This window comes from Flavobacterium sp. T12S277 (genome assembly GCF_048514875.1).
Classification (GTDB): Bacteria; Bacteroidota; Bacteroidia; order Flavobacteriales; family Flavobacteriaceae; genus Flavobacterium.
The window spans coordinates 263,990-287,383 of sequence record NZ_JBLYEG010000001.1; the positions used below are offsets into that span (position 1 = coordinate 263,990).

The 23,394-nt window shown below is 35.9% G+C and carries 19 protein-coding genes and 1 pseudogene; 14 read left to right on the top strand and 6 right to left on the bottom strand.

Annotation, left to right across the window (positions count from 1 at the left end):
- Positions 1–30 precede the first annotated feature (30 nt).
- From hisH to ACN1CN_RS01035, 6 genes and pseudogenes are all read left to right on the top strand, one after another.
- Positions 31–624 carry an imidazole glycerol phosphate synthase subunit HisH gene (gene hisH, locus ACN1CN_RS01010; RefSeq protein ID WP_419134323.1) on the top strand — a complete coding sequence of 198 codons (594 nt, stop codon included), beginning with the start codon at positions 31–33 and terminating at the stop codon, positions 622–624.
- 81 nt (positions 625–705) lie between these two features.
- A complete protein-coding gene (gene hisA / locus ACN1CN_RS01015; protein ID WP_419134324.1) occupies positions 706–1,431 on the top strand; it encodes a 1-(5-phosphoribosyl)-5-[(5-phosphoribosylamino)methylideneamino]imidazole-4-carboxamide isomerase in 726 nt (241 codons plus the stop codon).
- A gap of 6 nt (positions 1,432–1,437) precedes the next feature.
- Positions 1,438–1,743: an NIPSNAP family protein gene (locus ACN1CN_RS01020; RefSeq protein WP_264523931.1), complete on the top strand. Its 306-nt coding sequence runs from the start codon at positions 1,438–1,440 to the stop codon at positions 1,741–1,743.
- Positions 1,744–1,782: 39 nt separating this feature from the next.
- Positions 1,783–2,538, top strand: coding sequence for an imidazole glycerol phosphate synthase subunit HisF (hisF, locus tag ACN1CN_RS01025; RefSeq protein ID WP_419134325.1), 756 nt, complete (start codon positions 1,783–1,785; stop codon positions 2,536–2,538).
- Positions 2,539–2,613: 75 nt separating this feature from the next.
- A pseudogene (gene hisIE, locus ACN1CN_RS01030) lies at positions 2,614–3,219 on the top strand (bifunctional phosphoribosyl-AMP cyclohydrolase/phosphoribosyl-ATP diphosphatase HisIE); the annotation flags it as partial.
- Between the two features lie 336 nt (positions 3,220–3,555).
- Complete coding sequence (locus ACN1CN_RS01035) at positions 3,556–4,161, top strand: hypothetical protein (RefSeq protein WP_419134326.1); 606 nt, start codon at positions 3,556–3,558, stop codon at positions 4,159–4,161.
- An 18-nt stretch (positions 4,162–4,179) separates the two neighbouring features.
- Here ACN1CN_RS01035 and ACN1CN_RS01040 read toward each other — a convergent pair whose 3' ends face one another.
- Positions 4,180–4,878 carry a carbohydrate-binding family 9-like protein gene (locus ACN1CN_RS01040; protein ID WP_419134327.1) on the bottom strand — a complete coding sequence of 233 codons (699 nt, stop codon included), beginning with the start codon at positions 4,876–4,878 and terminating at the stop codon, positions 4,180–4,182.
- 179 nt (positions 4,879–5,057) lie between these two features.
- On the opposite strand from ACN1CN_RS01040, the gene ACN1CN_RS01045 reads away from it, so the two are divergent.
- Positions 5,058–6,713 carry a M1 family metallopeptidase gene (locus ACN1CN_RS01045; protein WP_419134328.1) on the top strand — a complete coding sequence of 552 codons (1,656 nt, stop codon included), beginning with the start codon at positions 5,058–5,060 and terminating at the stop codon, positions 6,711–6,713.
- A gap of 172 nt (positions 6,714–6,885) precedes the next feature.
- Here the strand turns inward: ACN1CN_RS01045 and ACN1CN_RS01050 are convergent, their stop codons facing one another.
- On the bottom strand, positions 6,886–8,430 hold the full coding sequence (locus ACN1CN_RS01050; RefSeq protein WP_291287348.1) for a hypothetical protein: 1,545 nt from the start codon (positions 8,428–8,430) through the stop codon (positions 6,886–6,888).
- A 155-nt stretch (positions 8,431–8,585) separates the two neighbouring features.
- Here ACN1CN_RS01050 and ACN1CN_RS01055 point away from each other — a divergent pair, with 155 nt between their 5' ends.
- The 7 genes from ACN1CN_RS01055 to acs all read left to right on the top strand — a co-directional run bounded on the left by ACN1CN_RS01055 (position 8,586) and on the right by acs (position 19,285).
- Entirely contained in the window at positions 8,586–9,761 is a 1,176-nt protein-coding gene (locus tag ACN1CN_RS01055) for a 2-isopropylmalate synthase (protein ID WP_264523926.1), read from the top strand.
- 70 nt (positions 9,762–9,831) lie between these two features.
- The gene (gene leuB, locus ACN1CN_RS01060; protein WP_264523925.1) at positions 9,832–10,950 is read left to right on the top strand and encodes a 3-isopropylmalate dehydrogenase; all 1,119 of its coding nucleotides are present in this window, start codon (positions 9,832–9,834) and stop codon (positions 10,948–10,950) included.
- Positions 10,951–11,218: 268 nt separating this feature from the next.
- The gene (gene ilvD / locus ACN1CN_RS01065) at positions 11,219–12,892 is read left to right on the top strand and encodes a dihydroxy-acid dehydratase (RefSeq protein ID WP_419134329.1); all 1,674 of its coding nucleotides are present in this window, start codon (positions 11,219–11,221) and stop codon (positions 12,890–12,892) included.
- A gap of 151 nt (positions 12,893–13,043) precedes the next feature.
- Positions 13,044–14,732, top strand: a complete 1,689-nt coding sequence (ilvB, locus tag ACN1CN_RS01070) for a biosynthetic-type acetolactate synthase large subunit (protein WP_419134330.1) — start codon at positions 13,044–13,046, stop codon at positions 14,730–14,732.
- Positions 14,733–14,820: 88 nt separating this feature from the next.
- Complete coding sequence (gene ilvN / locus ACN1CN_RS01075) at positions 14,821–15,342, top strand: acetolactate synthase small subunit (RefSeq protein ID WP_291287343.1); 522 nt, start codon at positions 14,821–14,823, stop codon at positions 15,340–15,342.
- A gap of 61 nt (positions 15,343–15,403) precedes the next feature.
- Positions 15,404–16,873, top strand: coding sequence for a ketol-acid reductoisomerase (gene ilvC / locus ACN1CN_RS01080; RefSeq protein ID WP_419134331.1), 1,470 nt, complete (start codon positions 15,404–15,406; stop codon positions 16,871–16,873).
- Between the two features lie 504 nt (positions 16,874–17,377).
- Complete coding sequence (gene acs, locus ACN1CN_RS01085; protein WP_419134332.1) at positions 17,378–19,285, top strand: acetate--CoA ligase; 1,908 nt, start codon at positions 17,378–17,380, stop codon at positions 19,283–19,285.
- 59 nt (positions 19,286–19,344) lie between these two features.
- Here the strand turns inward: acs and ACN1CN_RS01090 are convergent, their stop codons facing one another.
- The 4 genes from ACN1CN_RS01090 to ACN1CN_RS01105 all read right to left on the bottom strand — a co-directional run bounded on the left by ACN1CN_RS01090 (position 19,345) and on the right by ACN1CN_RS01105 (position 23,208).
- Positions 19,345–19,563: a DUF4287 domain-containing protein gene (locus ACN1CN_RS01090; protein ID WP_419134333.1), complete on the bottom strand. Its 219-nt coding sequence runs from the start codon at positions 19,561–19,563 to the stop codon at positions 19,345–19,347.
- Positions 19,564–19,589: 26 nt separating this feature from the next.
- Positions 19,590–20,129: an SRPBCC family protein gene (locus tag ACN1CN_RS01095; RefSeq protein WP_419134334.1), complete on the bottom strand. Its 540-nt coding sequence runs from the start codon at positions 20,127–20,129 to the stop codon at positions 19,590–19,592.
- Positions 20,130–20,691: 562 nt separating this feature from the next.
- Entirely contained in the window at positions 20,692–21,288 is a 597-nt protein-coding gene (locus tag ACN1CN_RS01100; protein WP_173967721.1) for a 3'-5' exonuclease, read from the bottom strand.
- A gap of 3 nt (positions 21,289–21,291) precedes the next feature.
- The gene (locus tag ACN1CN_RS01105; RefSeq protein WP_419134335.1) at positions 21,292–23,208 is read right to left on the bottom strand and encodes a DUF294 nucleotidyltransferase-like domain-containing protein; all 1,917 of its coding nucleotides are present in this window, start codon (positions 23,206–23,208) and stop codon (positions 21,292–21,294) included.
- Positions 23,209–23,394: the final 186 nt, after the last annotated feature.

Below are 23,394 nucleotides of genomic sequence, written 5' to 3' on the forward strand. Positions count from 1 at the left end.
TGAAACCTGAAACAAAACAAACAAAAACGAATGAAAATAGTAATCATAAACTACGGAGCAGGAAATATTCAGAGCATCATGTTTGCCATTGAAAGACTTGGCTATAAAGCCATTTTGAGCAATAATCCCGATGAAATTCAAAGGGCCGACAGGGTAATCTTCCCGGGAGTGGGAGAAGCAAGCTCAGCAATGCAAAAACTAAAAGAAAGCGGTTTGGATCGCCTGATTCCGAATCTAAAACAACCCGTTTTAGGCATTTGTCTGGGAATGCAATTGATGTGTAAATCAACAGAAGAGGGAAACACCAAAGGTTTAGGAATTTTTGATGTCGACGTCCTTAAATTTACATCAAAAGTAAAAGTCCCCCAAATGGGCTGGAATCAGATTTACAACTTAAAATCAGACTTGTTTAAAGGGATTCCCGAAAACGAATTTATGTATCTGGTTCATAGTTTTTATGCTCCTGATTGTTTGCAAGCCATTGCAACAACCAATTATGAAGCCGAATACGCATCGGCTTTGCAAAAGGATAATTTTTACGGAACACAGTTTCATCCCGAGAAAAGTGGAGCTGTTGGGGAGAAAATATTAGAAAACTTTCTTAAGTTAAATCACAAAAAATAAATTCCAAATTCCAATTAGGACGACAATATCAATTTTTAAAAATCAAAAGTCTAAAATTGTTAATCTACAATCAAAAATCAAATGAGAATAATACCTGCCATAGATATCATCGACGGAAAATGTGTTCGCTTGTCGAAGGGCGATTACGATACCAAAATAATTTACAATGAGAATCCACTGGAAGTAGCCAAATCCTTCGAAGCACATGGAATCGAATTTTTGCATTTAGTTGATTTAGACGGCGCAAAATCAAGTAAAATTGTAAACTATAAAATTCTGGAGCAAATCGCGACACAAACCAGTCTGCAAATTGATTTCGGAGGCGGCTTAAAATCAGACGATGATTTAAGAATTGCCTTTGAAAGCGGAGCGAGTCAGATTACAGGCGGAAGTATAGCCGTGAAAAACAGAGCTATTTTTGAAAAATGGATCTCGGAATACGGTTCTGAGAAGATCATTCTGGGAGCAGACGCCAAAGAAGAAAAAATAGCCGTTTCGGGCTGGTTAGAAGATTCTGACGAAGATTTGATTCCGTTTATTCAGCAATATCAAACCAAAGGAATTCAGTACGTTATTTGCACGGATATCGCAAAAGACGGGATGTTGGAAGGTCCAAGTTTTGATTTGTATGAAAAAATACTTAGTGAAGTCAATGGCGTAAAACTAATTGCCTCCGGAGGTATTTCAACGTTCGACGAATTGCCTAAACTGGCTGAATTGGGCTGCGAAGGAACTATTATCGGGAAGGCAATTTACGAAGGAAGAATTAGCTTAAAACAATTAGAAAATTATATAATTAGAAAATAAAAACATATGATTACTTGTCATTTAAAATACATAATAGATCCTTTCCAACTGGCTGTTTTTGAAGATTATGGAAAAAGATGGATAAAACTAGTAAACCGATTTGGCGGTCAGCACCATGGTTACTTCATGCCTTCTGAAGGAGCTAATAATATTGCGTTCGCAATGTTTTCTTTCCCGAGTTTAGCTGAATATGAAAACTATAGAAGATTAATTTTGGAAGATCAGGAATGTATTGAAACTTTTAAAATTGCGGAAGATTCCCGCTGTATACTAAGTTACGAGAGAACTTTTCTTCGCCCTGTATTCGAATAGTATAAAATTGACTAATTATCTAATTGACAAATTAAAAAAATGTTAGCAAAAAGAATCATACCCTGTTTGGATATAAAAAACGGAAGAACGGTAAAAGGAGTCAACTTCGTTGATCTTCGCGATGCGGGTGATCCTGTCGAACTGGCAGAAATTTATTCGGCAGAAGGAGCGGATGAACTGGTTTTCCTCGATATTTCGGCTACTGAAGAACGTCGTAAAACATTGGTTAATATGGTACGCAGTGTCGCGGAGAAAATCAACATTCCATTTACTGTGGGAGGCGGGATTTCGAGTGTCGAAGATGTTGAAATATTACTGAACAATGGAGCAGATAAAGTTTCAATCAACTCGTCGGCAGTCAAAAATCCGCAGCTTATTAATGATTTGGCTCAGAAGTTCGGAAGTCAGTGCGTTGTGGTTGCTATCGATGCCAAACAAATTAACGGACAATGGGTCGTACATCTGGTCGGCGGAAAAGTACCAACCGAACTCAACTTATTTGATTGGGCAGTTGAAGTAGCAGAACGTGGGGCAGGCGAAATATTATTCACCTCGATGGACAATGACGGTACAAAAAATGGTTTTTCCAATGAAGCTTTGGCCAAACTTTCCGAACTTATCAATATTCCGATTATTGCCTCGGGTGGTGCAGGAAATATTCAGCATTTTGTGGATTCCTTTAAAATAGGGAAAGCTGATGCAGCACTGGCGGCAAGTGTTTTTCACTTTAAAGAGATTGAGATCAAAACTTTGAAGGAAGAACTTAGGAGCAATGGTGTTGAAGTCAGAATTTAGAAATAAAAGTAAAAAGTAAACAGTGAAATGTAAGAGTAAGGAGTTTTACAATCTGAACTCTGCAATCTAAAATCTAAAATAACTATGAACGTAGATATAAAAAGCGCACACGGATTAATTCCGGCAATCATTCAGGATTCAGAGACCAAAAATGTTCTGATGTTGGGGTATATGAACGAAGAATCGCTTCAAAAAACAATAGAAACTCAAAAAGTAACTTTTTTCAGCCGATCAAAGCAAAGACTTTGGACGAAAGGTGAGGAGAGTGGCAACTTTTTAGAGCTCGTGAGTATTAAAAACGACTGTGACGGCGACACCCTTCTAATTCAGGCGAAACCCGTGGGACCAACCTGTCATACCGGTGCTGATACCTGCTGGCAGGAAGAAAACAAAGACAATTTTGGTTTTATTTCTCAATTAGAAAATACCATTAAAACGCGAAGAGAAAATGCTGATTCCGAAAAAAGTTATGTAGCCTCTTTGTTCGAAAAAGGTATCAATAAAATTGCCCAAAAAGTAGGCGAGGAGGCTGTAGAAGTGGTGATCGAAGCCAAAGATGACAACGATGATCTATTTTTAAGCGAAAGTGCTGATTTGTTGTTTCATTATTTAATCCTATTACAGGCAAAAGGTTTTGAACTAAAAGATGTCGTTTATGTTTTGAAGAAACGTCAGAAGTAAAATAATGTCTTTCAAGGAACGGGAAATCTAAGCTCAAAACACAATCTTGTCATTTTGACCAAAGGGAGAAATCACAAGAGAAACTCCACAAACTAAGTCGACAATCTTTGTCGCTCCACTTGTGCGATTTCTCGTTCCTCGAAATGACAAACGGTACTCAAATTACGCAATCTTGTCATTTCGACCGAAGGGAGCAATCACACTAGAAACTCCGCAAACTAAGTCGACAATCTTTGTCAATCTGCTTGTGTGATTTCTCGTTCCTCGAAATGACAAACTGCACGATAAACAGTTTAAACATAAGAGAAAAAGTGTATTTTCGTTTAAAAAATCATTATGAATCTTTTCATCTGTTTGTTATTGTATTGGTCTCCATCTTTAAGTTTTGATTACAAAAAACACGAGCTGCCATACTCTATTGTTATTTCAAAAGCTGATTTGATTGTTGATGGAAATATTTCAAAAGTCTCAAAAAATGAATATGAATTTACAGTAAGTCAATTTGTAAAAGGAAAATCAAAGGCAAAAATCAATGTTAGTATATGGAAAGAATGGTTATGTGATCCAAGAAATGCTGAATTAAAAAAAGGGCAAAGGTTAATTCTATTCCTGGAGAAAACGGCAAATGGTAATTTCACTACAATTAATGATAGTACAGGGGAACTATACATAGATAATGATACTTTTTTAAACATATTTCTCCCCAAAGATTTTTCTAATCCAACAGTTTTAAAAAAAGGAATTTCTATGTTTTTGCAAACTTATAGCTGTCATGGAGACTTAAACGATAGGTTTCTACAGAATATTTACTTCCAATCAAACAAGTCAATATTTGAAATTTACAAGATGAAAGAAGGTAATACATTCTTTAAATTTTTAGTGGATAATGATCTACTATACGCAAACATTCAATACACTCCAATTAACCAGTTTAACAACTAAACGATTAACCAAATAAATCTACTCTACAAACTCAAAAACTGCAAACTCTTCGGGTTGATGAAATCCAAACCTGAAGCTTTTATAAGACTGTAATGCAAGGAATTCGGTTGTATTACCGTAATCAATTCTAAAAGCATTTCCTTTCCATTTTGTACCTGCTTTTGGAGTTGCAAAATTGCCATTTTTGATGGGATTTAAACTGGAGAATGGGATTTTAACTTCGGTATTGAAACCTTCGGCTGTTATTTGGCTTTTCGCTTCTATTCCTAAAACGTCAAATGCCATACTAGTATTCCAGCCACCGCAAAGCGGGGAGATGCATTTTAGCAGTAAATGGTAATACGAAGAATAGGCATTGACTCCTATTTCCAGGTAATTCTGGCCATCGCCATCAGGATCTATAAAAATTTCAACCAAATCATCTGTGCTAAAAATCTCGCTATCTTTTTGTTGTGCTTTACCAACTATTTTAGAATCTGCTACACGATAGGCCACATACAGGTTTTCCTCATTCCATGAGAAAGAAACATACGTATTCTGAGTTGCTTTTTTTCCTGAATCGTGAATCACAAATGGGCCCAAAAAAGGAGTTTTCCAGTCGGATAAATTACCATCAATAGTTAATTTTTGAGTTGTTTTTGGAATGAGAGTATTTTGCGAATAAGTTGTGATCGAGCACATCAAACAGAGTAGAACGGTGATTTTAAGGATTCTCATAAATAGCAGATCTGAATTTGATTCGCTAAAATACAGAAGAATAAGCAAATTTTAACATTAAATTTTCGCAATCACCCATATAAAATCAGTCAAAACTTGATTCGAATGTTTACATTTGTTAAAGTATAAGCGGCTTAAAAAGCCTTCTTTATTTCGACAAAAGAAAATATCTACTACGTATGAAAAAATACTTCGGTGGCGTTTTTATCGCCTTTTTATTTGGTTTTACGGCCAACGCTCAAGGACTTTTGAATAAGTCAGAAACTGTTTTTACGCATCAGGACACTTTACGCGGAAGCATCACAAAAGAAAGAGCCTGGTGGGATTTAAAATACTACCATCTGGATGTAAAAGTCGACCCTAAGGAACGAACTATTGCGGGTTCAAATACCGTTCGTTATACCGTTTTAACGGAATACAATACCATGCAGATTGATTTGCAGGAGCCGATGCAGATTTCGAAAGTAACGCAAAACGGAAAGGAATTGAAATTTAAAAGAGATGGAAATGCTTTTTTTATCACTTTAGTTGAAAAACAGAAAGTTGGTGATACTAAGGAAATTGTAGTTTCTTTTGGAGGAAAACCGAGAGAAGCGGTTAAGGCACCGTGGGATGGCGGAATCAGCTGGAAAAAAGATAAAAACGGAAAAGATTTTATTGCATCTTCCTGTCAGGGATTGGGTGCCAGCGTATGGTGGCCAAACAAGGACCATATGTATGATGAAGTCGAAAATATGTTGATCAGCGTTAATGTTCCGGGAGATCTTACAGAAGTTTCCAACGGAAGATTAAAAAGCGTTAAGAAGGAAAAGGACGGTACCAAAACATTCAATTGGTATGTTTCAAACCCAATCAACAATTATGGGGTAAACATCAATATTGGGGATTATGTTAATTTCTCAGAGGTATACAAAGGTGAAAAGGGAGATTTAGATTGTAATTACTATGTTTTAAGAGACAATCTGGCTTTGGCAAAAGAACAATTCAAAGACGTACCCAAAATGCTAAAAGCGTTTGAAAATTGGTTCGGACCGTATCCTTTTTACGAAGACAGTTACAAGCTGGTGGAAGTTCCGTATTTAGGAATGGAACACCAAAGTTCTGTAACATACGGGAATCAATATAAAAATGGTTATTTGGGCCGTGATTTAAGCGGAACAGGCTGGGGATTAAAGTTTGATTTTATCATTATTCACGAATCTGGTCATGAGTGGTTTGCAAACAACATTACCTACAAGGATATTGCTGATATGTGGATTCACGAGAGCTTTACCAACTATTCAGAGAGTTTATTTTTGGAGTTTTATTATGGAAAAGATGCCGCAGCAGAATATGTAATAGGGTGTAGAAGAGGGATTAGCAATGACAAACCTATCATTGGTAATTATGATGTAAACAATGAAGGATCGGGCGATATGTATCCAAAAGGAGCAAACATGCTACACATGATGCGTCAAATTGTAAACGATGATGCGAAATGGAAATCAATTTTGAGAGGATTAAATAAAACTTTCTACCATCAAACGGTAACAAGTAAGCAGATTGAGGATTACATCAATACACAATCAGGAATTAACTTTAATAGAGTATATGCTCAATATTTGACTACAACGCAAATTCCGGTTTTTGAATATATGTTTAAAAACGGAACTTTTGGATACCATTGGACCAATTGTGTAGCGAAGTTTGATATGCCGGTAAAAGTAACCTTAAACGGTGAGGAAATTTGGCTTAAACCTACCACAGAATGGCAGTCAGAGAAAACAATTAATGAAAACAGAAAGGTTGAAGTGGATAAGAATTTCTATGTAACCAGTTCCAATATTGTAGAATAAAAATTCAATAAATTTCAATACAAAAATCCCAAATTCTAATCTAAGAATTTTGGGATTTTTTGTATCTAATAAAAAAGTAAACCCGACAGGTTTTTGAAACCTGTCGGGTTTGTTAATTTAAAATGAGCATCAAACAATTATCTAATTATCAAATTGCCTAATTCTCTAATTATCAGCGACTATTCAACTTTGCTTTTTCTTTAATAATGTCAGCAATCTTTTTATTGTCGATTTTGCTTTCCAGCCATGAAATGATATCCAGATACAGGAAAGCTCGTTTCTCATACGTATTTTTTTCGAGTTCGATGAAGCGCGCACGCATCTTGATGAACTCTTTTTTAATATCGGCAGGGTAGAAGTTGTTCAGGTTCTTCAGGAACTTGATAATCTCCTTCTGAACTTCGTGCAAATCATTCATTTTCAATAAGAACTTATACGTATTCTTTAGATGATTTTCAAGATAATAATCCTTACCCAACTCATAATGTGCGATCAATGACAAAAGTCTTGCAAAACACATTAAATCCTCACGCATCGATAGATTCTTATTGTTAATGATCTTATCTAAATAATTAATGCATTCGTTGTACTTTTCAACTCCAAAATAAATAGAGGCAATTTTATAGTAAAACAACATCTCGTGATGCTCGTCAAGATGCTCACTGTGAAGTTTTATCCTTTCTAGAATCTCCGGAATCAAATATTCACTTTCGGCAAACGTACCTTCGAGGATGTGCAGGTTTAACTTGTTGTTATACACATATAAAAAAGACAGCGAGGCAATGTTGTCATTCACCGGAAACTTAGGATCTGCAATCGTCTCTTCTAAAAGCGTCAGATACTTCCTGAAATTCGACTGATACTTCAGCATATATAAGGACTCGAGGAAATAATGATTCCCTTTTAAGAAAAAAACAGGATTCAAATAAATCATATTGGGATTATCATAAAACAATGTCACCCATTTATAAGCATATTTGTAACTCGCTAAGAAGTCCTGAACCAGAAAACTTCGCCAAAGATTGGCATTATAAAACCAGTATTTCTCTCTAAAACCAAACTTACTTTCGTCTAATTTAGCAATATGTTTGTTGAAATAATCGTCAATATATTTATACTCTTCATCGCTTTTGACATAGCCGGTTTTTAGCATAATTCCGTACAACTGCAGCGATAAATTGGATAATTTACTCGAAATGGTATTGCGATAATTCAGCTCTTTGGCCTGAATCACCAATTCGTCGGCACGCCCCTGAATACTTCGGGTAATGTATTGTGATTCGATTAATTTTTCGAACTCTACAATCTCATAAGCCATATATTTCTCGTCATTTTCAAGAGCCAGAAGTTTTGTTTTGTCCAGAATTTTTAAACTCTGTTTGTACAAACCCTTATTGTATAAAATAACAGCAAAATCTATTTGCTCCCGCAACTGGTATCGAATATTCTGACTTGGAATATTCAAACGTATACTTACTAAAATTTGTTTGTATAAGTATGATTTCAAGTTAGATAACTGCACTTTTTTGATAATTCCGCTCTTTAAAATAAGCTTTTCATCATAGGTTTCAGATTTATCTAAAATGTTAAATAACTCGATGAATTTAGTATTCGAACTCGTCTCTAAACGGCTTGCAAAAATCTTAAACTGTCTTTTTTCGGATTTAGAAAGTGATTTTATTAATACAAATAAGAAATCTTTTTGATGGTTAGCCATTGTAAAATATAATAATATAACTTATTGATTTTTAGTTAATTAACCTGCTTTAAATTGTTTTATGAACAGTATAATTTCAGTAAAATGAATTTGGTGCCGGCAAAGTACAATATATATTTGTTATCGAGATGTGAAATTACATTAAATAAACGAATATGAATAGAGAGAAAGTTCAAATTTTTGACACCACTTTGCGCGATGGTGAGCAGGTTCCAGGATGTAAGTTAGATACGAAACAAAAATTAGTTATCGCAGAACGACTTGATAAAATGGGAGTTGACATTATCGAAGCGGGGTTTCCTGTGTCAAGTCCCGGCGATTTTTTATCGGTCTCTGAGATTTGTAAAATTGTAGAAAATGCAACCGTCTGCGGACTAACAAGAGCCGTAAAAAACGACATTGATGTTGCTGCAGCTGCCCTCAAGCATGCTAAGAAACCTAGAATCCACACCGGAATCGGAACATCTGAATCTCATATACTCCATAAACTAAATACGACCAGAGAAGATATTATTGCCAGAGCAAAATTTGCTGTAGCGCATGCAAAATCCTATGTAGAAGATGTTGAATTTTATGCCGAAGATGCCGGAAGAACCGATAATGCTTTCCTTGCAAAAGTTTGCGAAGAAGTAATCAAATCGGGAGCAACCGTACTAAACATACCCGATACAACAGGATACTGCCTGCCGGAAGAATACGGAGCAAAAATTAAATATCTAAAAGAAAACGTAAAAGGTATCGAAAATGTAACCCTTTCCTGCCACTGTCATAACGATTTAGGAATGGCTACTGCAAATTCAATCGCAGGAGCTATAAACGGAGCAAGACAAATCGAATGTACTATTAATGGTATTGGAGAAAGAGCCGGAAACACAGCACTTGAAGAAGTAGTGATGATTTTCAAACAACATCCGTACTTAAACTTAGATACTAACATCAACACAAGAGAACTGAACGAAATGAGCCGTTTGGTTTCTGAAAGCATGGGAATGATCGTGCAGCCTAACAAAGCTATTGTTGGAGCAAATGCTTTTGCACACAGTTCCGGAATTCACCAGGATGGTGTAATCAAAAACAGAGCAACCTATGAAATCATGGATCCGCTTGATGTCGGAGTAAATGAATCATCGATTATCCTGACGGCCAGAAGCGGAAGAGCAGCATTGGCCTACCGTGCTAAAAAAGTAGGTTATGAACTTACTAAAGTGCAGTTGGATTTGGTTTACATTGAATTTTTGAAATTCGCCGATATTAAAAAAGAAGTAATCGATGCCGATATTCATCAAATCATTGAAGCTTCTAAAATTCAGGGAGAATTAATCAGAAACTAGTTCAATAGAATAAAGAGAATAGAACAAAAAAAGAAAAAAAAGGATTTAAATACATAAAGAACGAGACGTTATGAATTTGAAAATAGCAGTTTTACCAGGAGACGGAATTGGACCAGAGGTAATTTTACAAGCCAAGAAAGCTTTATATGCTATTGGTGAGGTATACAATCATGAATTTGTTTTTGAAGAGGCGCTCATGGGAGCAATTGCCATCGACAAAACAGGAAATCCACTACCGGAGCAGACTTTAAACCTTTGTTTAAATACAGATGCCGTATTGTTTGGAGCCATTGGAGATCCTAAATATGATAATAATCCATCGGCAAAGGTTCGTCCGGAGCAGGGATTATTGAAACTGCGAAAAGAATTGGGTTTGTTTGCCAACATTCGACCTATAAAACCTTATAAATCACTCATCGACGCTTCTCCCTTAAAAAGAGAAATTATCGACGGTGCTGATTTTACTATTTTCAGAGAATTAACAGGAGGAGCTTATTTTGGAGCAAAAACACTAAACGAAGAAGGCACACACGCTTCAGATTTATGTGAATATTCAGAAGAAGAAATTACCCGAATAGCACATTTAGCCTTTAAATCGGCACAAAACCGACGCAAGAAACTAACCATGGTAGACAAAGCCAACGTTTTGGAAACTTCCAGATTATGGAGAAAAGTGGTTCAAAAAGTAGGTCAAAATTATCCGGATGTAGCTTTAGATTTTTTGTTTGTCGATAATGCAGCCATGCAGTTGATTTTAAATCCAAAGCAATTTGATGTGATTTTGACGGAAAATCTTTTTGGAGATATTCTTTCTGATGAAGCGAGCGTCATAACAGGATCTATCGGTTTATTGGCCTCTGCCTCTTTAGGAGAAAAAAATGCCCTTTTTGAGCCTATTCACGGTTCCTATCCTCTGGCAAAAGGAAAAAATATTGCCAATCCGATTGCATCAATTTTATCAGCAGCAATGTTGCTGGAACATTTTGGCCTTTTTAAAGAAGCCAATATGATTTATAAAGCTGTCGAAAAAGCCATCGAATTTAAAGTGGTTACGGTTGATTTAAAACCAGATTCAAAGTTCGGTACAAACGAAGTAGGGGAGTTTGTTTCTAATTTTATCTTCAGCAAAGACGATTTACTATATTTTAATAATGACAACGTTCATATCGGACAATCGACAATTGTTTAAGGTTTTCTGTTAAAAACTAGAATAAATAACAAGAAGTATGTAAAATGTTGAGATTTTGTTTTTTTAGTCCTTTAAGTTTTCATACTTTTGTCAAACTAAAAAAAAAGAAAGTGCAAAACTCAATTATTATTATTTCTGTCATTACTGTAAATGTGATTATCACATCTGCACGGGGAATGGTATAAATATAATTGAAAAACTATATTACAAACCTTCCAAATACTGGAAGGTTTTTTTTTGAACAAAAATTAAAACAAATAACACAATAATGGAATTAAATAAGTACAGCAAAACCATCACTCAAGATCAAACACAACCTGCGGCGCAAGCCATGTTGTACGGTATTGGTTTAACTGAAGAAGATTTGAAAAAAGCACAGGTAGGTATTGTGAGCATGGGTTACGATGGTAACACCTGCAACATGCACCTGAATGATTTAGCAAAAGATGTTAAAAAAGGTGTTTGGGATGCAGATCTGGTCGGACTTATTTTTAATACCATTGGTGTTAGTGACGGTATTTCAAACGGTACTGAAGGAATGCGTTACTCATTGGTTTCCCGTGATGTAATCGCCGATTCTATCGAAACAGTTGCCGGAGCACAATGGTACGATAGTATCATCGCAATTCCGGGCTGTGACAAAAATATGCCTGGAGCGTTAATCGCAATGGGAAGATTAAACCGCCCGTCGCTTATGGTTTATGGAGGATCAATTCATTCCGGAAAATGGAAAGGAGAATCTCTGAATATTGTTTCGGCTTTTGAAGCCTTAGGAAAAAAAGTAAAAAATGAAATTACTCCCGAAGATTTTAAAGGAGTTATTCAAAATGCCTGCCCGGGCGCTGGTGCCTGCGGTGGTATGTATACAGCCAATACCATGTCTTCGGCAATCGAAGCCTTAGGAATGAGTTTGCCTTACAGCTCTTCAAATCCAGCTTTGAGTCAGGAAAAAAGGGATGAATGTCTTGCGGCCGGTAAAGCCATCAAAACATTATTAGAAAAAGATATTAAGCCGAGAGACATTATGACTCGTAAGGCGTTTGAAAATGCCATTACTATTGTTGCCGTTTTAGGAGGTTCAACAAATGCGGTAATGCATTTAATTGCAATGGCACATGCGGTGGATATTGAAATTACACTCGACGATTTCCAGGCCATTAACGACAGAACTCCCGTGCTTGCCGACATGAAACCAAGCGGTAAGTATATGATGGAAGATATTCATGAGGCAGGAGGTATTCCTTCGGTTATGAAATATTTACTGAAAGTTGGACTTATTCATGGAGATTGTTTAACCGTAACCGGAAAAACAGTTGCTGAAAACTTAGCTTCCACACCCGATTTACAAGATGGACAACAAGTAATTCATGAAATACAAAAAGCTTTAAAACCAACCGGAAACATTCAGGTATTATACGGAAACCTTGCTTCTGAAGGTGCTGTAGCCAAAATCAGTGGAAAAGAAGGAGAATATTTTGAAGGTCCGGCTGTAGTTTTTGAAGGAGAATTTGAGGTAATTCCTGGTCTTGAAGCCGGAAAAATAAAACCAGGTAATGTAGTCGTCATTAGGTATTGTGGACCAAAAGGTGGTCCGGGGATGCCTGAGATGCTAAAACCAACATCGGCCATTATTGGAGCCGGATTAGGAAGCAGCTGTGCTCTTATTACTGACGGCAGGTTCTCTGGAGGTTCACATGGCTTTGTGGTAGGACACATTACACCAGAGGCTTATGATGGCGGAGGTATTGCATTGGTAAAAGATGGTGATTTAATCGCTATTGATGCCATAAAAAATACAATCAACCTGAAAATATCTGACGAAGAATTTGCAGCTCGTAAAGAGAGTTGGATCCAGCCTCCTTTAAAAGTAAACAAAGGAGTTTTGCTAAAATACGCCAGATCAGTCTCAAGCGCTTCGACAGGTTGCGTTACCGATAAATAATTTAAAAAATAACAATCTCAATCATACAATAGCAATGACAATACTAAAAATTAACAGCAACAAAAAGTAGAAACAGATCAATTGTGATTTGATACTTGCCATGGATTTTTAAAATTGAAACTTGAAATTGATTTTTGAAAAAAAAGATACTATGAAAATATCAGGGGCTGAAGCCGTTATAAGATGTTTGTTAGAAGAAGGAGTAGACTTGCTATATGGTTATCCGGGAGGAGCAATCATGCCTGTTTACGATGAGTTATATAAATTTCAGGATCAACTGCACCACGTTCTGGTACGCCACGAACAAGGAGCCACACATGCTGCTCAGGGATATGCCAGAGCAACAGGAAAAGTAGGGGTGGCCATCGCAACCTCAGGACCGGGAGCCACTAATTTGATTACCGGAATTGCAGATGCGCAGATCGATTCGACGCCAATGGTTTGTATTACAGGCCAGGTGGGAAAACATTTGTTAGGATCTGATGCTTTTCAGGAAACCGATATTATCGGAATTTCGACTCCGGTTACCAAATGGAATTATCAGGTTACCGAAGCTTCAGAGATCCCTGAAGTAATTGCAAAAGCATTCTACATTGCACGTTCCGGACGTCCGGGACCTGTACTGATTGACATTACTAAAAACGCACAGTTTGACAAACTAGATTTTAGTTATGAAAAATGCACCGGAATCAGAAGTTATACACCGGTTCCAAAATTGAAACTAGACAAAGTTGCCGAAGCTGCCGCTTTAATCAATAGCGCCAAAAAACCTTTTATCGTTTTTGGTCAGGGAATCATACTGGGGCAAGCGGAAGCTGAATTTAAAGCTGTACTTGAAAAATCGGGAATCCCTGCTGCCTGGACCATTTTAGGACTTTCGGCTTTGCCAACAGATCATCCCTTAAATGTTGGGATGTTAGGAATGCACGGAAACTACGGACCCAATTTACTAACAAACGAATGTGATGTTTTAATCGCTCTCGGAATGCGTTTTGACGACCGTGTTACCGGAAACCTGAATACCTATGCCAAACAGGCAAAAGTAATTCACTTCGAAATTGACCCTGCGGAAGTTGACAAAAACGTAAAAACTGAAATCGCAGTTCTTGGAGATGTAAAAGAGTCATTAACCGCTCTATTGCCTTTACTCGAAGCAAAAACACACGGTTCATGGCACAACGAATTTAAAGAACTACAGCAAATCGAGTATGATACTGTCATTAAAGAAGAATTAAACCCGACCAATAATAAAGGAATCTCAATGGGGGAAACCGTAGAAATGATTAACAAGCACTCCAAAGGAGATGCCATTATCGTTTCGGATGTTGGACAACACCAAATGTTTGCCTGTCGTTATGCCAAATTTAATTCGACCAAAAGTAACATTACTTCGGGAGGATTAGGAACTATGGGATTTGCTTTGCCCGCAGCCATTGGTGCTAAAATGGGAAAACCAGATCGTGAAGTAGTCGCTATTATTGGTGATGGAGGTTTTCAAATGAACATTCAGGAATTGGGAACGATTTTTCAGACTAAGGTACCAGTGAAAATCGTCATCTTAAACAATGAATTTTTAGGAATGGTGCGTCAGTGGCAGGAATTGTTTTTTGACAACCGATATGCATCCACAAAAATGATCAATCCAAATTTTGTTGCTATTGCTGAAGGGTATCATATTAAATCTAAAAAAGTAACACAAAGAGAAGATTTAGACGCTGCCGTCGCAGAAATGCTGGCTTCAAAAGATTCTTATTTCTTGGAAGTTATGGTAGAAAAAGAAAACAACGTATTCCCAATGATTCCAACGGGAGCATGTGTTTCTGAAATTAGATTAAGCTAAAAAAAAGTTTCAGGTTTCAGGTTTAAGGTTACACGTTCTCAGAAGAACTTGAAACTTGAAACCTGAAACAAATAAAACTAAAAAACAAATGGAAAACAGAACATTTACCATATCGGTATACTCAGAAAATAATGTGGGGCTGTTAAACAGGATATCCGGAATATTCTTAAAGCGTCACATCAACATATTAAGTCTAAACGTTTCTGAATCAGAAATTGACAGTGTTTCCCGATTCATTATCGTAGTGGAAACAACAGAGAAGTGGGTTAGAAATATCGTAGGACAAATTGAAAAACAAATCGAAGTCATAAAAGCGTTTTATCATACCGATGAAGAAACCATTTATCTTGAAAATGCTTTGTTTAAAATTGCTTCAAGCCTGTTATTTGACGAAAAACAAATTCAAAACATCATCAAAGACAGTCAGGCTACAATTGTTACGGTATCTCGTGACTTCTTTGTGATTTCAAAATCTGGAAGACGCTCTGAAATTGAAGAATTGTATGCAAAATTCAAACCTTACGGCATTATGCAGTTTGTACGTTCCGGCAGAATATCAGTCTCAAAAGAAAAAATGGAAATTTCAACGCTATTAGAGACATTCAAATAGTATTATCTGATCTATTAACCAATTATTAAATTACAACATTCATTAAATATTTTTAAAAAAAATGGCAAATTATTTCAACACATTACCACTTAGATTACAATTAGAACAATTAGGAGTTTGCGAATTTATGGAGCAATCAGAATTTGCAGACGGAATTTCGGCATTAGCAGGAAAAAAAGTTGTCATTGTGGGCTGTGGTGCACAAGGTTTGAATCAGGGTTTAAACATGAGAGATTCTGGTTTAGACATTTCATATGCATTGCGTGCAGATGCAATTGCTGAAAAAAGAGCATCTTATAAAAATGCTACTGAAAACGGATTTAAAGTAGGTACTTATGAAGAATTAATTCCAACCGCTGACTTAGTTTGTAATTTAACACCAGACAAACAACACACTGCTGTAGTTACTGCCATTATGCCTTTAATGAAAAACGGATCAACTTTATCGTATTCCCACGGATTCAACATTGTTGAAGAAGGAATGCAGATTCGTAAAGACATCACTGTAATTATGTGCGCTCCAAAATGCCCGGGTTCTGAGGTTCGTGAAGAATACAAAAGAGGATTTGGCGTACCAACACTTATCGCTGTTCACCCGGAAAATGATCCAAACGGTTTTGGCTTAGATCAGGCAAAAGCTTATGCTGTAGCCACAGGAGGTCATAAAGCAGGAGTATTAAAATCGTCATTTGTTGCTGAAGTAAAATCAGATTTAATGGGAGAGCAAACTATCCTTTGCGGATTATTGCAAACCGGTTCTATTTTATGTTTTGATAAAATGGTGGAGAAAGGAATCGATAAAGCATATGCTTCAAAATTAATTCAATACGGATGGGAAACCATCACAGAAGCTTTGAAACATGGTGGTATTACCAATATGATGGACCGTCTTTCGAATCCTGCAAAAATTGAAGCTTACGAAATTGCTGAAGAATTAAAAGATATCATGAGACCATTATTCCAGAAACACCAGGATGATATTATCTCAGGTGAATTCTCCAGAACTATGATGATCGACTGGGCGAATGATGATATTAACCTATTGAAATGGAGAGCTGCAACTGGTGAAACTAACTTTGAAAAAACAGCTCCTCAGGAAGCGCCAATTTCAGAGCAAGAGTACTTTGACAACGGAGTTTTGATGATTGCTATGGTAAAAGCCGGTGTTGAACTAGCTTTCGAAACCATGACAGAGGCAGGAATCATCGAAGAATCAGCTTATTACGAATCATTACACGAATTGCCTTTAATTGCCAACACTATAGCAAGAAAAAAATTATTTGAAATGAACCGCGTGATTTCAGACACAGCAGAATACGGTTGTTATTTATTTGATCATGCCTGCAAACCGTTATTGACCGAGTTCATGAAAACAGTTGAAACAAATGTAATAGGAAAACCATTCTCTACTACAAATGGAGTAGACAATGCTACCTTAATTGCTGTAAACAAAGAAGTTCGTCAACATCCTATCGAAGAAGTAGGGGCATGGTTGAGAGAGTCAATGACGGCAATGAAAAAAATTGGATAATAAATTGGGAATTACCACATATTCGCTTGTGGAATCTGCACTGTATCTCTGTTCTATGTAATATTTTGAATTAGTAAGCACTTATTAAGAAAAATGGATATAGATGCAAATTGCGTTCACTTAACTTCTGTGAGTAAGCACATGTAAGTTAAGTGAAGCTAATCCCTAATGAAGGGGAGTATATTTGACACTAAATATACCTGTTGAAAGTTTCATTTTAATTAATAAAGCTGCTACTATTTTCAAAATATGACAGTGTACTTTGGTACAGAATTACAAAATTAATTGTTATTGAAATTGTTAAAATTGAAAAGGCATGGTATTCATTTATCGTGCCTTTTTCGCAAATATGCTTTTTTTCTTCAAAAAGCTATTTTTTAAATTATAGCCATTAAAACGCGATATTTTTTTCTATATGTGTTTTTTTTTGCTATTATTTATGAATTAAATAATTTTAAGAATAGACTGATATTTAATACATTTATAAAAAAATTCCAAAAACGTATGAGTTATTATAAAATTGAAAATTTAGAACAATATTTTAAACATTACAATAAGTCAATAAGGGAACCCAGGAAATTTTGGGGAAAGATAGCTGAGGAAAATTTTACCTGGTACCAACAGTGGGAAAAAGTAGTTGACTTTAATATGGGGGATGCAGAAGTAAAGTGGTTTACGGAGGCAAAAGTTAACATTACCAAAAATTGCATTGACAGGCATTTAAGCAAAAGAGGAGAAAAAACGGCTATCATTTTTGAACCGAACGATCCGTCTGAAAACGCCTTACACATAACGTATAATGAATTATACGAAAGAGTTTCAAAAATGGCGAATGTTTTGCGTGAGCAAGGTGTTCGTAAAGGAGACAGAGTTTGTATTTACTTACCAATGATTCCTGAACTGGCTGTGGCGGTATTGGCCTGTGCCAGAATTGGAGCCATTCACTCGGTTGTTTTTGCAGGATTTTCAGCTTCAGCTGTATCTGCCAGAATAAATGATTGCGAATGTAAAATGGTTATTACAGCTGATGGAGGATACAGAGGTAATAAAACCATTGACCTAAAAGGTATTGTTGATGAGGCATTAGACACCTGTCCGTCAGTTACTAAAGTTTTGGTCGTAAAAAGAACCAATACTCAAATTAAAATGAAAGACGGTCGTGACGAGTGGTTACAACCTTTATTGAATAGCGCAATGGACAATAGTGTAGCCGAAATAATGGACGCTGAGGATCCGTTATTTATTCTGTACACCTCTGGTTCAACAGGTAAACCAAAGGGAATGGTACATACCACAGCCGGATATATGGTTTATACTGCCTACACCTTCAAAAATGTTTTCAATCACGAAGAAAATGATATTTTCTGGTGTACTGCTGACATTGGATGGATTACAGGACACTCTTATATTTTATACGGACCTTTATTAAATGGAGGAACTACCGTAATTTTTGAAGGAGTTCCGTCTTATCCTGATTTCAGTCGTTTTTGGGACATTATCGAAAAACATAAAATCACACAATTTTATACTGCACCAACAGCAATTCGTTCACTTGCCAAAGAAAGTTTAGATTATATTCAAAAATATCCTCTAAAATCACTTAAAGTAATCGGATCCGTTGGAGAACCAATCAACGAAGAAGCCTGGCACTGGTTCAACGATCACGTTGGAGACAAAAGATGTCCGGTGGTCGATACCTGGTGGCAAACGGAAACTGGTGGAATTATGATTTCGCCAATTGCATTTGTAACGCCAACAAAACCAACCTACGCAACTTTGCCATTACCTGGAATCCAGCCTGTATTGATGGACGAAAAACGCAATGAAATTGAAGGAAATCAGGTTGTTGGTAGTTTGTGTATCAAATTTCCATGGCCTGGAATCGCCAGAACCATTTGGGGAGATCACCAACGTTACAAAGACACTTATTTCTCTGCTTTCCCTGGAAAATATTTCACTGGAGACGGTGCTTTAAGAGACGAAGTAGGATATTACAGAATCACTGGTAGAGTAGATGATGTTGTGATTGTATCCGGTCATAATTTAGGAACAGCTCCTATTGAAGACGCGATCAACGAGCATCCTGCTGTAGCCGAATCTGCTATTGTTGGATTCCCACACGATATCAAAGGAAATGCATTATATGGTTTTGTAATTCTGAAAGAGACAGGAGAAGTTAGAGACAGATCGAATCTTAGTAAAGAGATCAATCAGTATATTTCTGACCACATCGGACCAATTGCAAAACTGGATAAAATTCAGTTTGTTTCTGGTTTACCAAAAACACGTTCGGGAAAAATTATGCGTAGAATTTTACGTAAAATAGCTGAAGGCGATCTTTCAAATTTTGGAGACACGTCAACACTACTGAACCCTGAAATTGTAGAAGAAATTACAAAAGGGAAGATCTAGTATCTTCACAAAATAAAAAAAGCTGTCCATTCGACAGCTTTTTTTATATCAATTATTTTTTACTTCCTTAATCCTTTAAGAAGCGCATAAATAGCCATTGCGTGTCCATGACCTAAATCAAAATCTGTTTTTAGCCAGCTAACAATTTCGGTTGCTTTTACTTCAGATTTTAATTCTCCACTGACTGAAAATCCTTTTTCATCTGAAAGTTTTTTAAAATCATCAGGACCTTTTCCTGTCTTTGTTTTAATATTGGTTAAATAAGCTTGAAATGACATAATCTTGTAATTTTAAAGGTTATCGTTTATTTTTCTACAATCGTTTTTATATTCGTTAGGCTTTCTTCTACATCAGCTCCAATTATTTTATCCATATCAAAGAAAATAAGCATAAAATTCTTAGGCCAGTTCATTCCGCTATTATAAACCCAGATAAGCTTTGTTTGATTTTCGGCTAAACTTTTTGTTTCCATATACCCATTTGCCGTAAATACATAAGGTGCTAGAAAACGAAGTTCAAAATCGATTCTGTCATTTTCTGATTTTTTTATTTCCCATTCTCCTTTACCAGTCTTATGGTGTTTGCTTTCAAAAGTCAGAACAGAACCCGCAGTTCCATCAGTACCTGTTATCTCGATTTTTGTAGCAGGATCCAGCAATAGCCATTTACTGTACAATTTTTGATTTCGATTCAGTTTTATAAAATCAAAAACTTCCGCTTTGGGTTTATCGATGATTATTTCTCTCCTTATAGTATATTTATTTTTAGTAAACATCGCTACTACTAAAGCTATTGAAACTATAGCTACCAATACCGTTATTATTTTTACGAATATCATTTTCATTTTTGTTAAATTGGTTAATTAAAAAGGTCTTTGTATTTATTGGTAATTTTGATTTGCAGTGAAGTTAAACATCCCGGGGATTCACCAATCACTTGAAATATAATCTGATTGTTCAGACATTTTCTACAGAACGTCCTTACTTTAAGACAATTACCGCTGAAAGCCAGATAAGAATTTACAGTTATCATTTTGTTCTACTTTTTCTGTTAATTTTTAATTAAACTAACAAGACAAAGATGCGATTACTTACAAAAGACAATACTGTACGTAAATGACAACAATAGGGGGATTTACGTCATTTCTTTTTGCCGCCACGAAAAACAAGCAAAATCAAAGACCTGCAAAACTAAAAAACATTGAGTACGCTTAGCCTGACAGCGATGTACCTAACAAAAAATCTTTAAAATAACAAATCCGACAATCCCAAAGCCTCGGGATTGTCGGATTTACAATACTTATTAATTATCCTTTATTTCGGATACACCAAATATGTTTAGCACAAAAAAAAGGAAATACTTTTCAGTGATTTCCTTACTTCTTTTTATATGGTGAATCAAACTTCCTATTTAATTCCCAATCTCGATTTTAGTTTCAGGAACAATAGGGCAATTTTATACGCGTCTTCTGCAGAAGAATTTCTGTCGCTTTTTGGAATTTTATAGATTTCGCTTAAATCGTCCAGAGAAAATTGCTTGTCGTTAATGTCCATTAATTTACGGTACATCATATCAACATCCAAAGCTTCGTTTTTTAATCTTCCACAATCCAGACGTTCTAGTGCCGCATTTAGCATTTCAATGTCAAAATTAATATGATGTCCAACCAGAATCGAATTCCCGATAAAATTAATCAAAGCCTCCATTGCATCAGGTTCCGGCATCTTCATCATTTTGCTCTCAATGATAAATTCATTCGAAAGTCCGTTATCCTGCAAAAATTTATATTGCAATAAAACAGCTTCAAAATTGTCTTTAATCACAATGCTGTCATCAATAACCGAAAAAGCCCCCAAAGACAAAATAACATCTTTATTGGGATTTAATCCGGAAGTCTCTGTAGACAACACCACAAACCTGTTGGGTTTAACTTCAAATTTCGTCAAGTACTCCTTCCAAAAGTCCGGATACTCTTTGTTGATATTTTTAATCCAGTCTAGCATACTTTATGAGAATTGTGTAAGTTGAAATTTACTCTTAATTAATTCCTCAAGGTCTTTCATTGGGGTTAAGGCATTTTTTAACTTTTCTTTGTCTGTCTTAGACAATTCCCTTAAATTAATATATTGTCCGGAATCATCATTCTTCAAACCTTCAACAGTTCTAAACTTTGACAAGGTCAGAAAGGCCTCGGCACAGCTTAAATAAATTTCGGCATTTTTAGAATCTGTAATAGCCAATTGTTTGAATCTCAAATAAGTATTTTTAATCCCCTTTATATTAGCATTCAAAATCAGCAAACGCGCTGAATCAATCAAAGGCATTAATGCACGGGTTTTAATATCAAATTTTGTTTTATGCGGTCCTTCTTCTTCAACAATAAACTTTTTGAAAAAACTTAAAGGAGAATTACGTTTTAAAGCGTCATTCCCTAAAAAGTCAAAAAACAAAGTATTGTTTACTGCATTTTTAAAGATCACATTTTCGATTACTTCCTCAATTTTTGGTTCCCCGAAAACAATCTCATAATCAAAGAAAATACTGCTCAGATCGTTACTATTTTCACCTGGAGTATTCATCCAACTGTTGTATTGTTTTGTCCAGTCAGTCAATGACTTACACCAAAGCATATTACTTCCCATATGTCCGTTTGGACAAAGTTCGTAACCTACTTTTTCCAGGATCGAAGTGGTTCTTTTCGCCAACCTTAAAAAGTAATCTTTAACCTCTCTGTATTTGTCCGGTGCCACATCTTCAAAAATCAGAATACTGTCCTGATCGGTAAGCAAAAGCTGTTCTTTACGTCCCTGACTACCAATACTTAGCCATGCAAAACGAGCAGGAGGGGAGCCCAAATCTAAAATAGAAAGCTCTACCGCACGCTTAATAATGGCCAGGTTAATTTCACTGGCAATATTACTGACATGTGAAATTGGAATATTCTTCTGAATCGAATTCTGAATCAAATCAGACAAGCGATCTCGTATTTGTTTTAAATCTTTCGGCAACTGCGAACGTTTCACTTCTTTAATTAAAACACCAGGGTTACTAGCCTGTGCCACAATTAAATCGTGTTCAGAAATAATTCCTTTTACCGCAGATTTACCGGTACCGTCTTTGGTAACACATAAATGGGTAACATTATGTTTTAACATCAGCAATTGTGCTTCAGCCAGCGATACATTTTCAATAACAGTAACTACCGGCGAAGACATAATCTTATCGATCGTTTCGGTAATGGGGTAGCGGCCTGTCGCAATTTTTGAAGATAAATCGGCATTGGTTACAATACCAATCGGATTATTCTTTTCACAAATCACGATATTGTCGACCATTGATTCGGTCATCAAAATAGCGACATCCTTGATAATATGGTTGGATTCAGTTGTTAAAGGCGAATTGTTGTACGCTAAAGACTGAATATACTGCATTTCTGATTGCTGATCCACGTAAAACGCAGTATCAGAAATCAATTTTCCATTAGAATGTACATTGTCTTTCGCATGTCTTGAATTTACTGCGAAATTTTCGAGCAAAAAGTTCAAAACGTCTGAATTATTCGCTACAAATGGTCTGAAAACAGCGATTGGAATAGCATAAATAATACTTTCTTCACGTGCTTTAGCCGTCATCATATAGTTATTTTTGGCAAAAAACGGGCGTAGACCAAAAATATCACCTTCATGACATTTGTTTATAATCGTTTCTTCAGCATCAGCAATTGTAGTCAGATTTACAATACCCGAAGCCACAACATAAAAGCTGTCGTGAAGCAGGTCATTGTTTTGAAACAATACTGCATGTTTTTCTAAATTGATAACACGAATGTTCGTTGCAATATCAGATAATTCCTGGAAAGTTAAATTATCAAATGGCGGGTATTCTTTTAAAAAATCTGCAATATGCTCAGCAATTGTATTCATATGTTTGATAATTTTTTTAAAGTATCGAATGTAAAAATAATAAAATAATGTGGTACAATGAAAGCATCTTACACAGAATCTAATTATTTTAAAGAAATGTTAAATATTGTCATTTTAAAGCCTTTAAAATGATTTATTACGATTCAAAAACACATTTTAGGTTTGTTTTTGACAGACGATTTAAAC

Excerpts from the sequence above, each read along its gene's own strand:
- ACN1CN_RS01090 (WP_419134333.1), bottom strand. The coding sequence starts at position 19,563 with ATGTCATTTCAAGCTTATTTAACCAATATTAAAACAAAGACAGGAAAA.
- ilvC (WP_419134331.1), top strand. The coding sequence starts at position 15,404 with ATGGCAAATTATTTCAACACATTACCACTTAGATTACAATTAGAACAA.
- ACN1CN_RS01035 (WP_419134326.1), top strand. The coding sequence starts at position 3,556 with ATGAATCTTTTCATCTGTTTGTTATTGTATTGGTCTCCATCTTTAAGT.
- ACN1CN_RS01055 (WP_264523926.1), top strand. The coding sequence starts at position 8,586 with ATGAATAGAGAGAAAGTTCAAATTTTTGACACCACTTTGCGCGATGGT.
- ilvN (WP_291287343.1), top strand. The coding sequence starts at position 14,821 with ATGGAAAACAGAACATTTACCATATCGGTATACTCAGAAAATAATGTG.
- ACN1CN_RS01105 (WP_419134335.1), bottom strand. The coding sequence starts at position 23,208 with ATGAATACAATTGCTGAGCATATTGCAGATTTTTTAAAAGAATACCCG.
- ilvD (WP_419134329.1), top strand. The coding sequence starts at position 11,219 with ATGGAATTAAATAAGTACAGCAAAACCATCACTCAAGATCAAACACAA.
- ACN1CN_RS01100 (WP_173967721.1), bottom strand. The coding sequence starts at position 21,288 with ATGCTAGACTGGATTAAAAATATCAACAAAGAGTATCCGGACTTTTGG.
- hisH (WP_419134323.1), top strand. The coding sequence starts at position 31 with ATGAAAATAGTAATCATAAACTACGGAGCAGGAAATATTCAGAGCATC.
- ACN1CN_RS01095 (WP_419134334.1), bottom strand. The coding sequence starts at position 20,129 with ATGAAAATGATATTCGTAAAAATAATAACGGTATTGGTAGCTATAGTT.
- ACN1CN_RS01045 (WP_419134328.1), top strand. The coding sequence starts at position 5,058 with ATGAAAAAATACTTCGGTGGCGTTTTTATCGCCTTTTTATTTGGTTTT.
- ilvB (WP_419134330.1), top strand. The coding sequence starts at position 13,044 with ATGAAAATATCAGGGGCTGAAGCCGTTATAAGATGTTTGTTAGAAGAA.
- ACN1CN_RS01050 (WP_291287348.1), bottom strand. The coding sequence starts at position 8,430 with ATGGCTAACCATCAAAAAGATTTCTTATTTGTATTAATAAAATCACTT.
- acs (WP_419134332.1), top strand. The coding sequence starts at position 17,378 with ATGAGTTATTATAAAATTGAAAATTTAGAACAATATTTTAAACATTAC.
- ACN1CN_RS01020 (WP_264523931.1), top strand. The coding sequence starts at position 1,438 with ATGATTACTTGTCATTTAAAATACATAATAGATCCTTTCCAACTGGCT.
- leuB (WP_264523925.1), top strand. The coding sequence starts at position 9,832 with ATGAATTTGAAAATAGCAGTTTTACCAGGAGACGGAATTGGACCAGAG.
- hisF (WP_419134325.1), top strand. The coding sequence starts at position 1,783 with ATGTTAGCAAAAAGAATCATACCCTGTTTGGATATAAAAAACGGAAGA.
- hisA (WP_419134324.1), top strand. The coding sequence starts at position 706 with ATGAGAATAATACCTGCCATAGATATCATCGACGGAAAATGTGTTCGC.
- ACN1CN_RS01040 (WP_419134327.1), bottom strand. The coding sequence starts at position 4,878 with ATGAGAATCCTTAAAATCACCGTTCTACTCTGTTTGATGTGCTCGATC.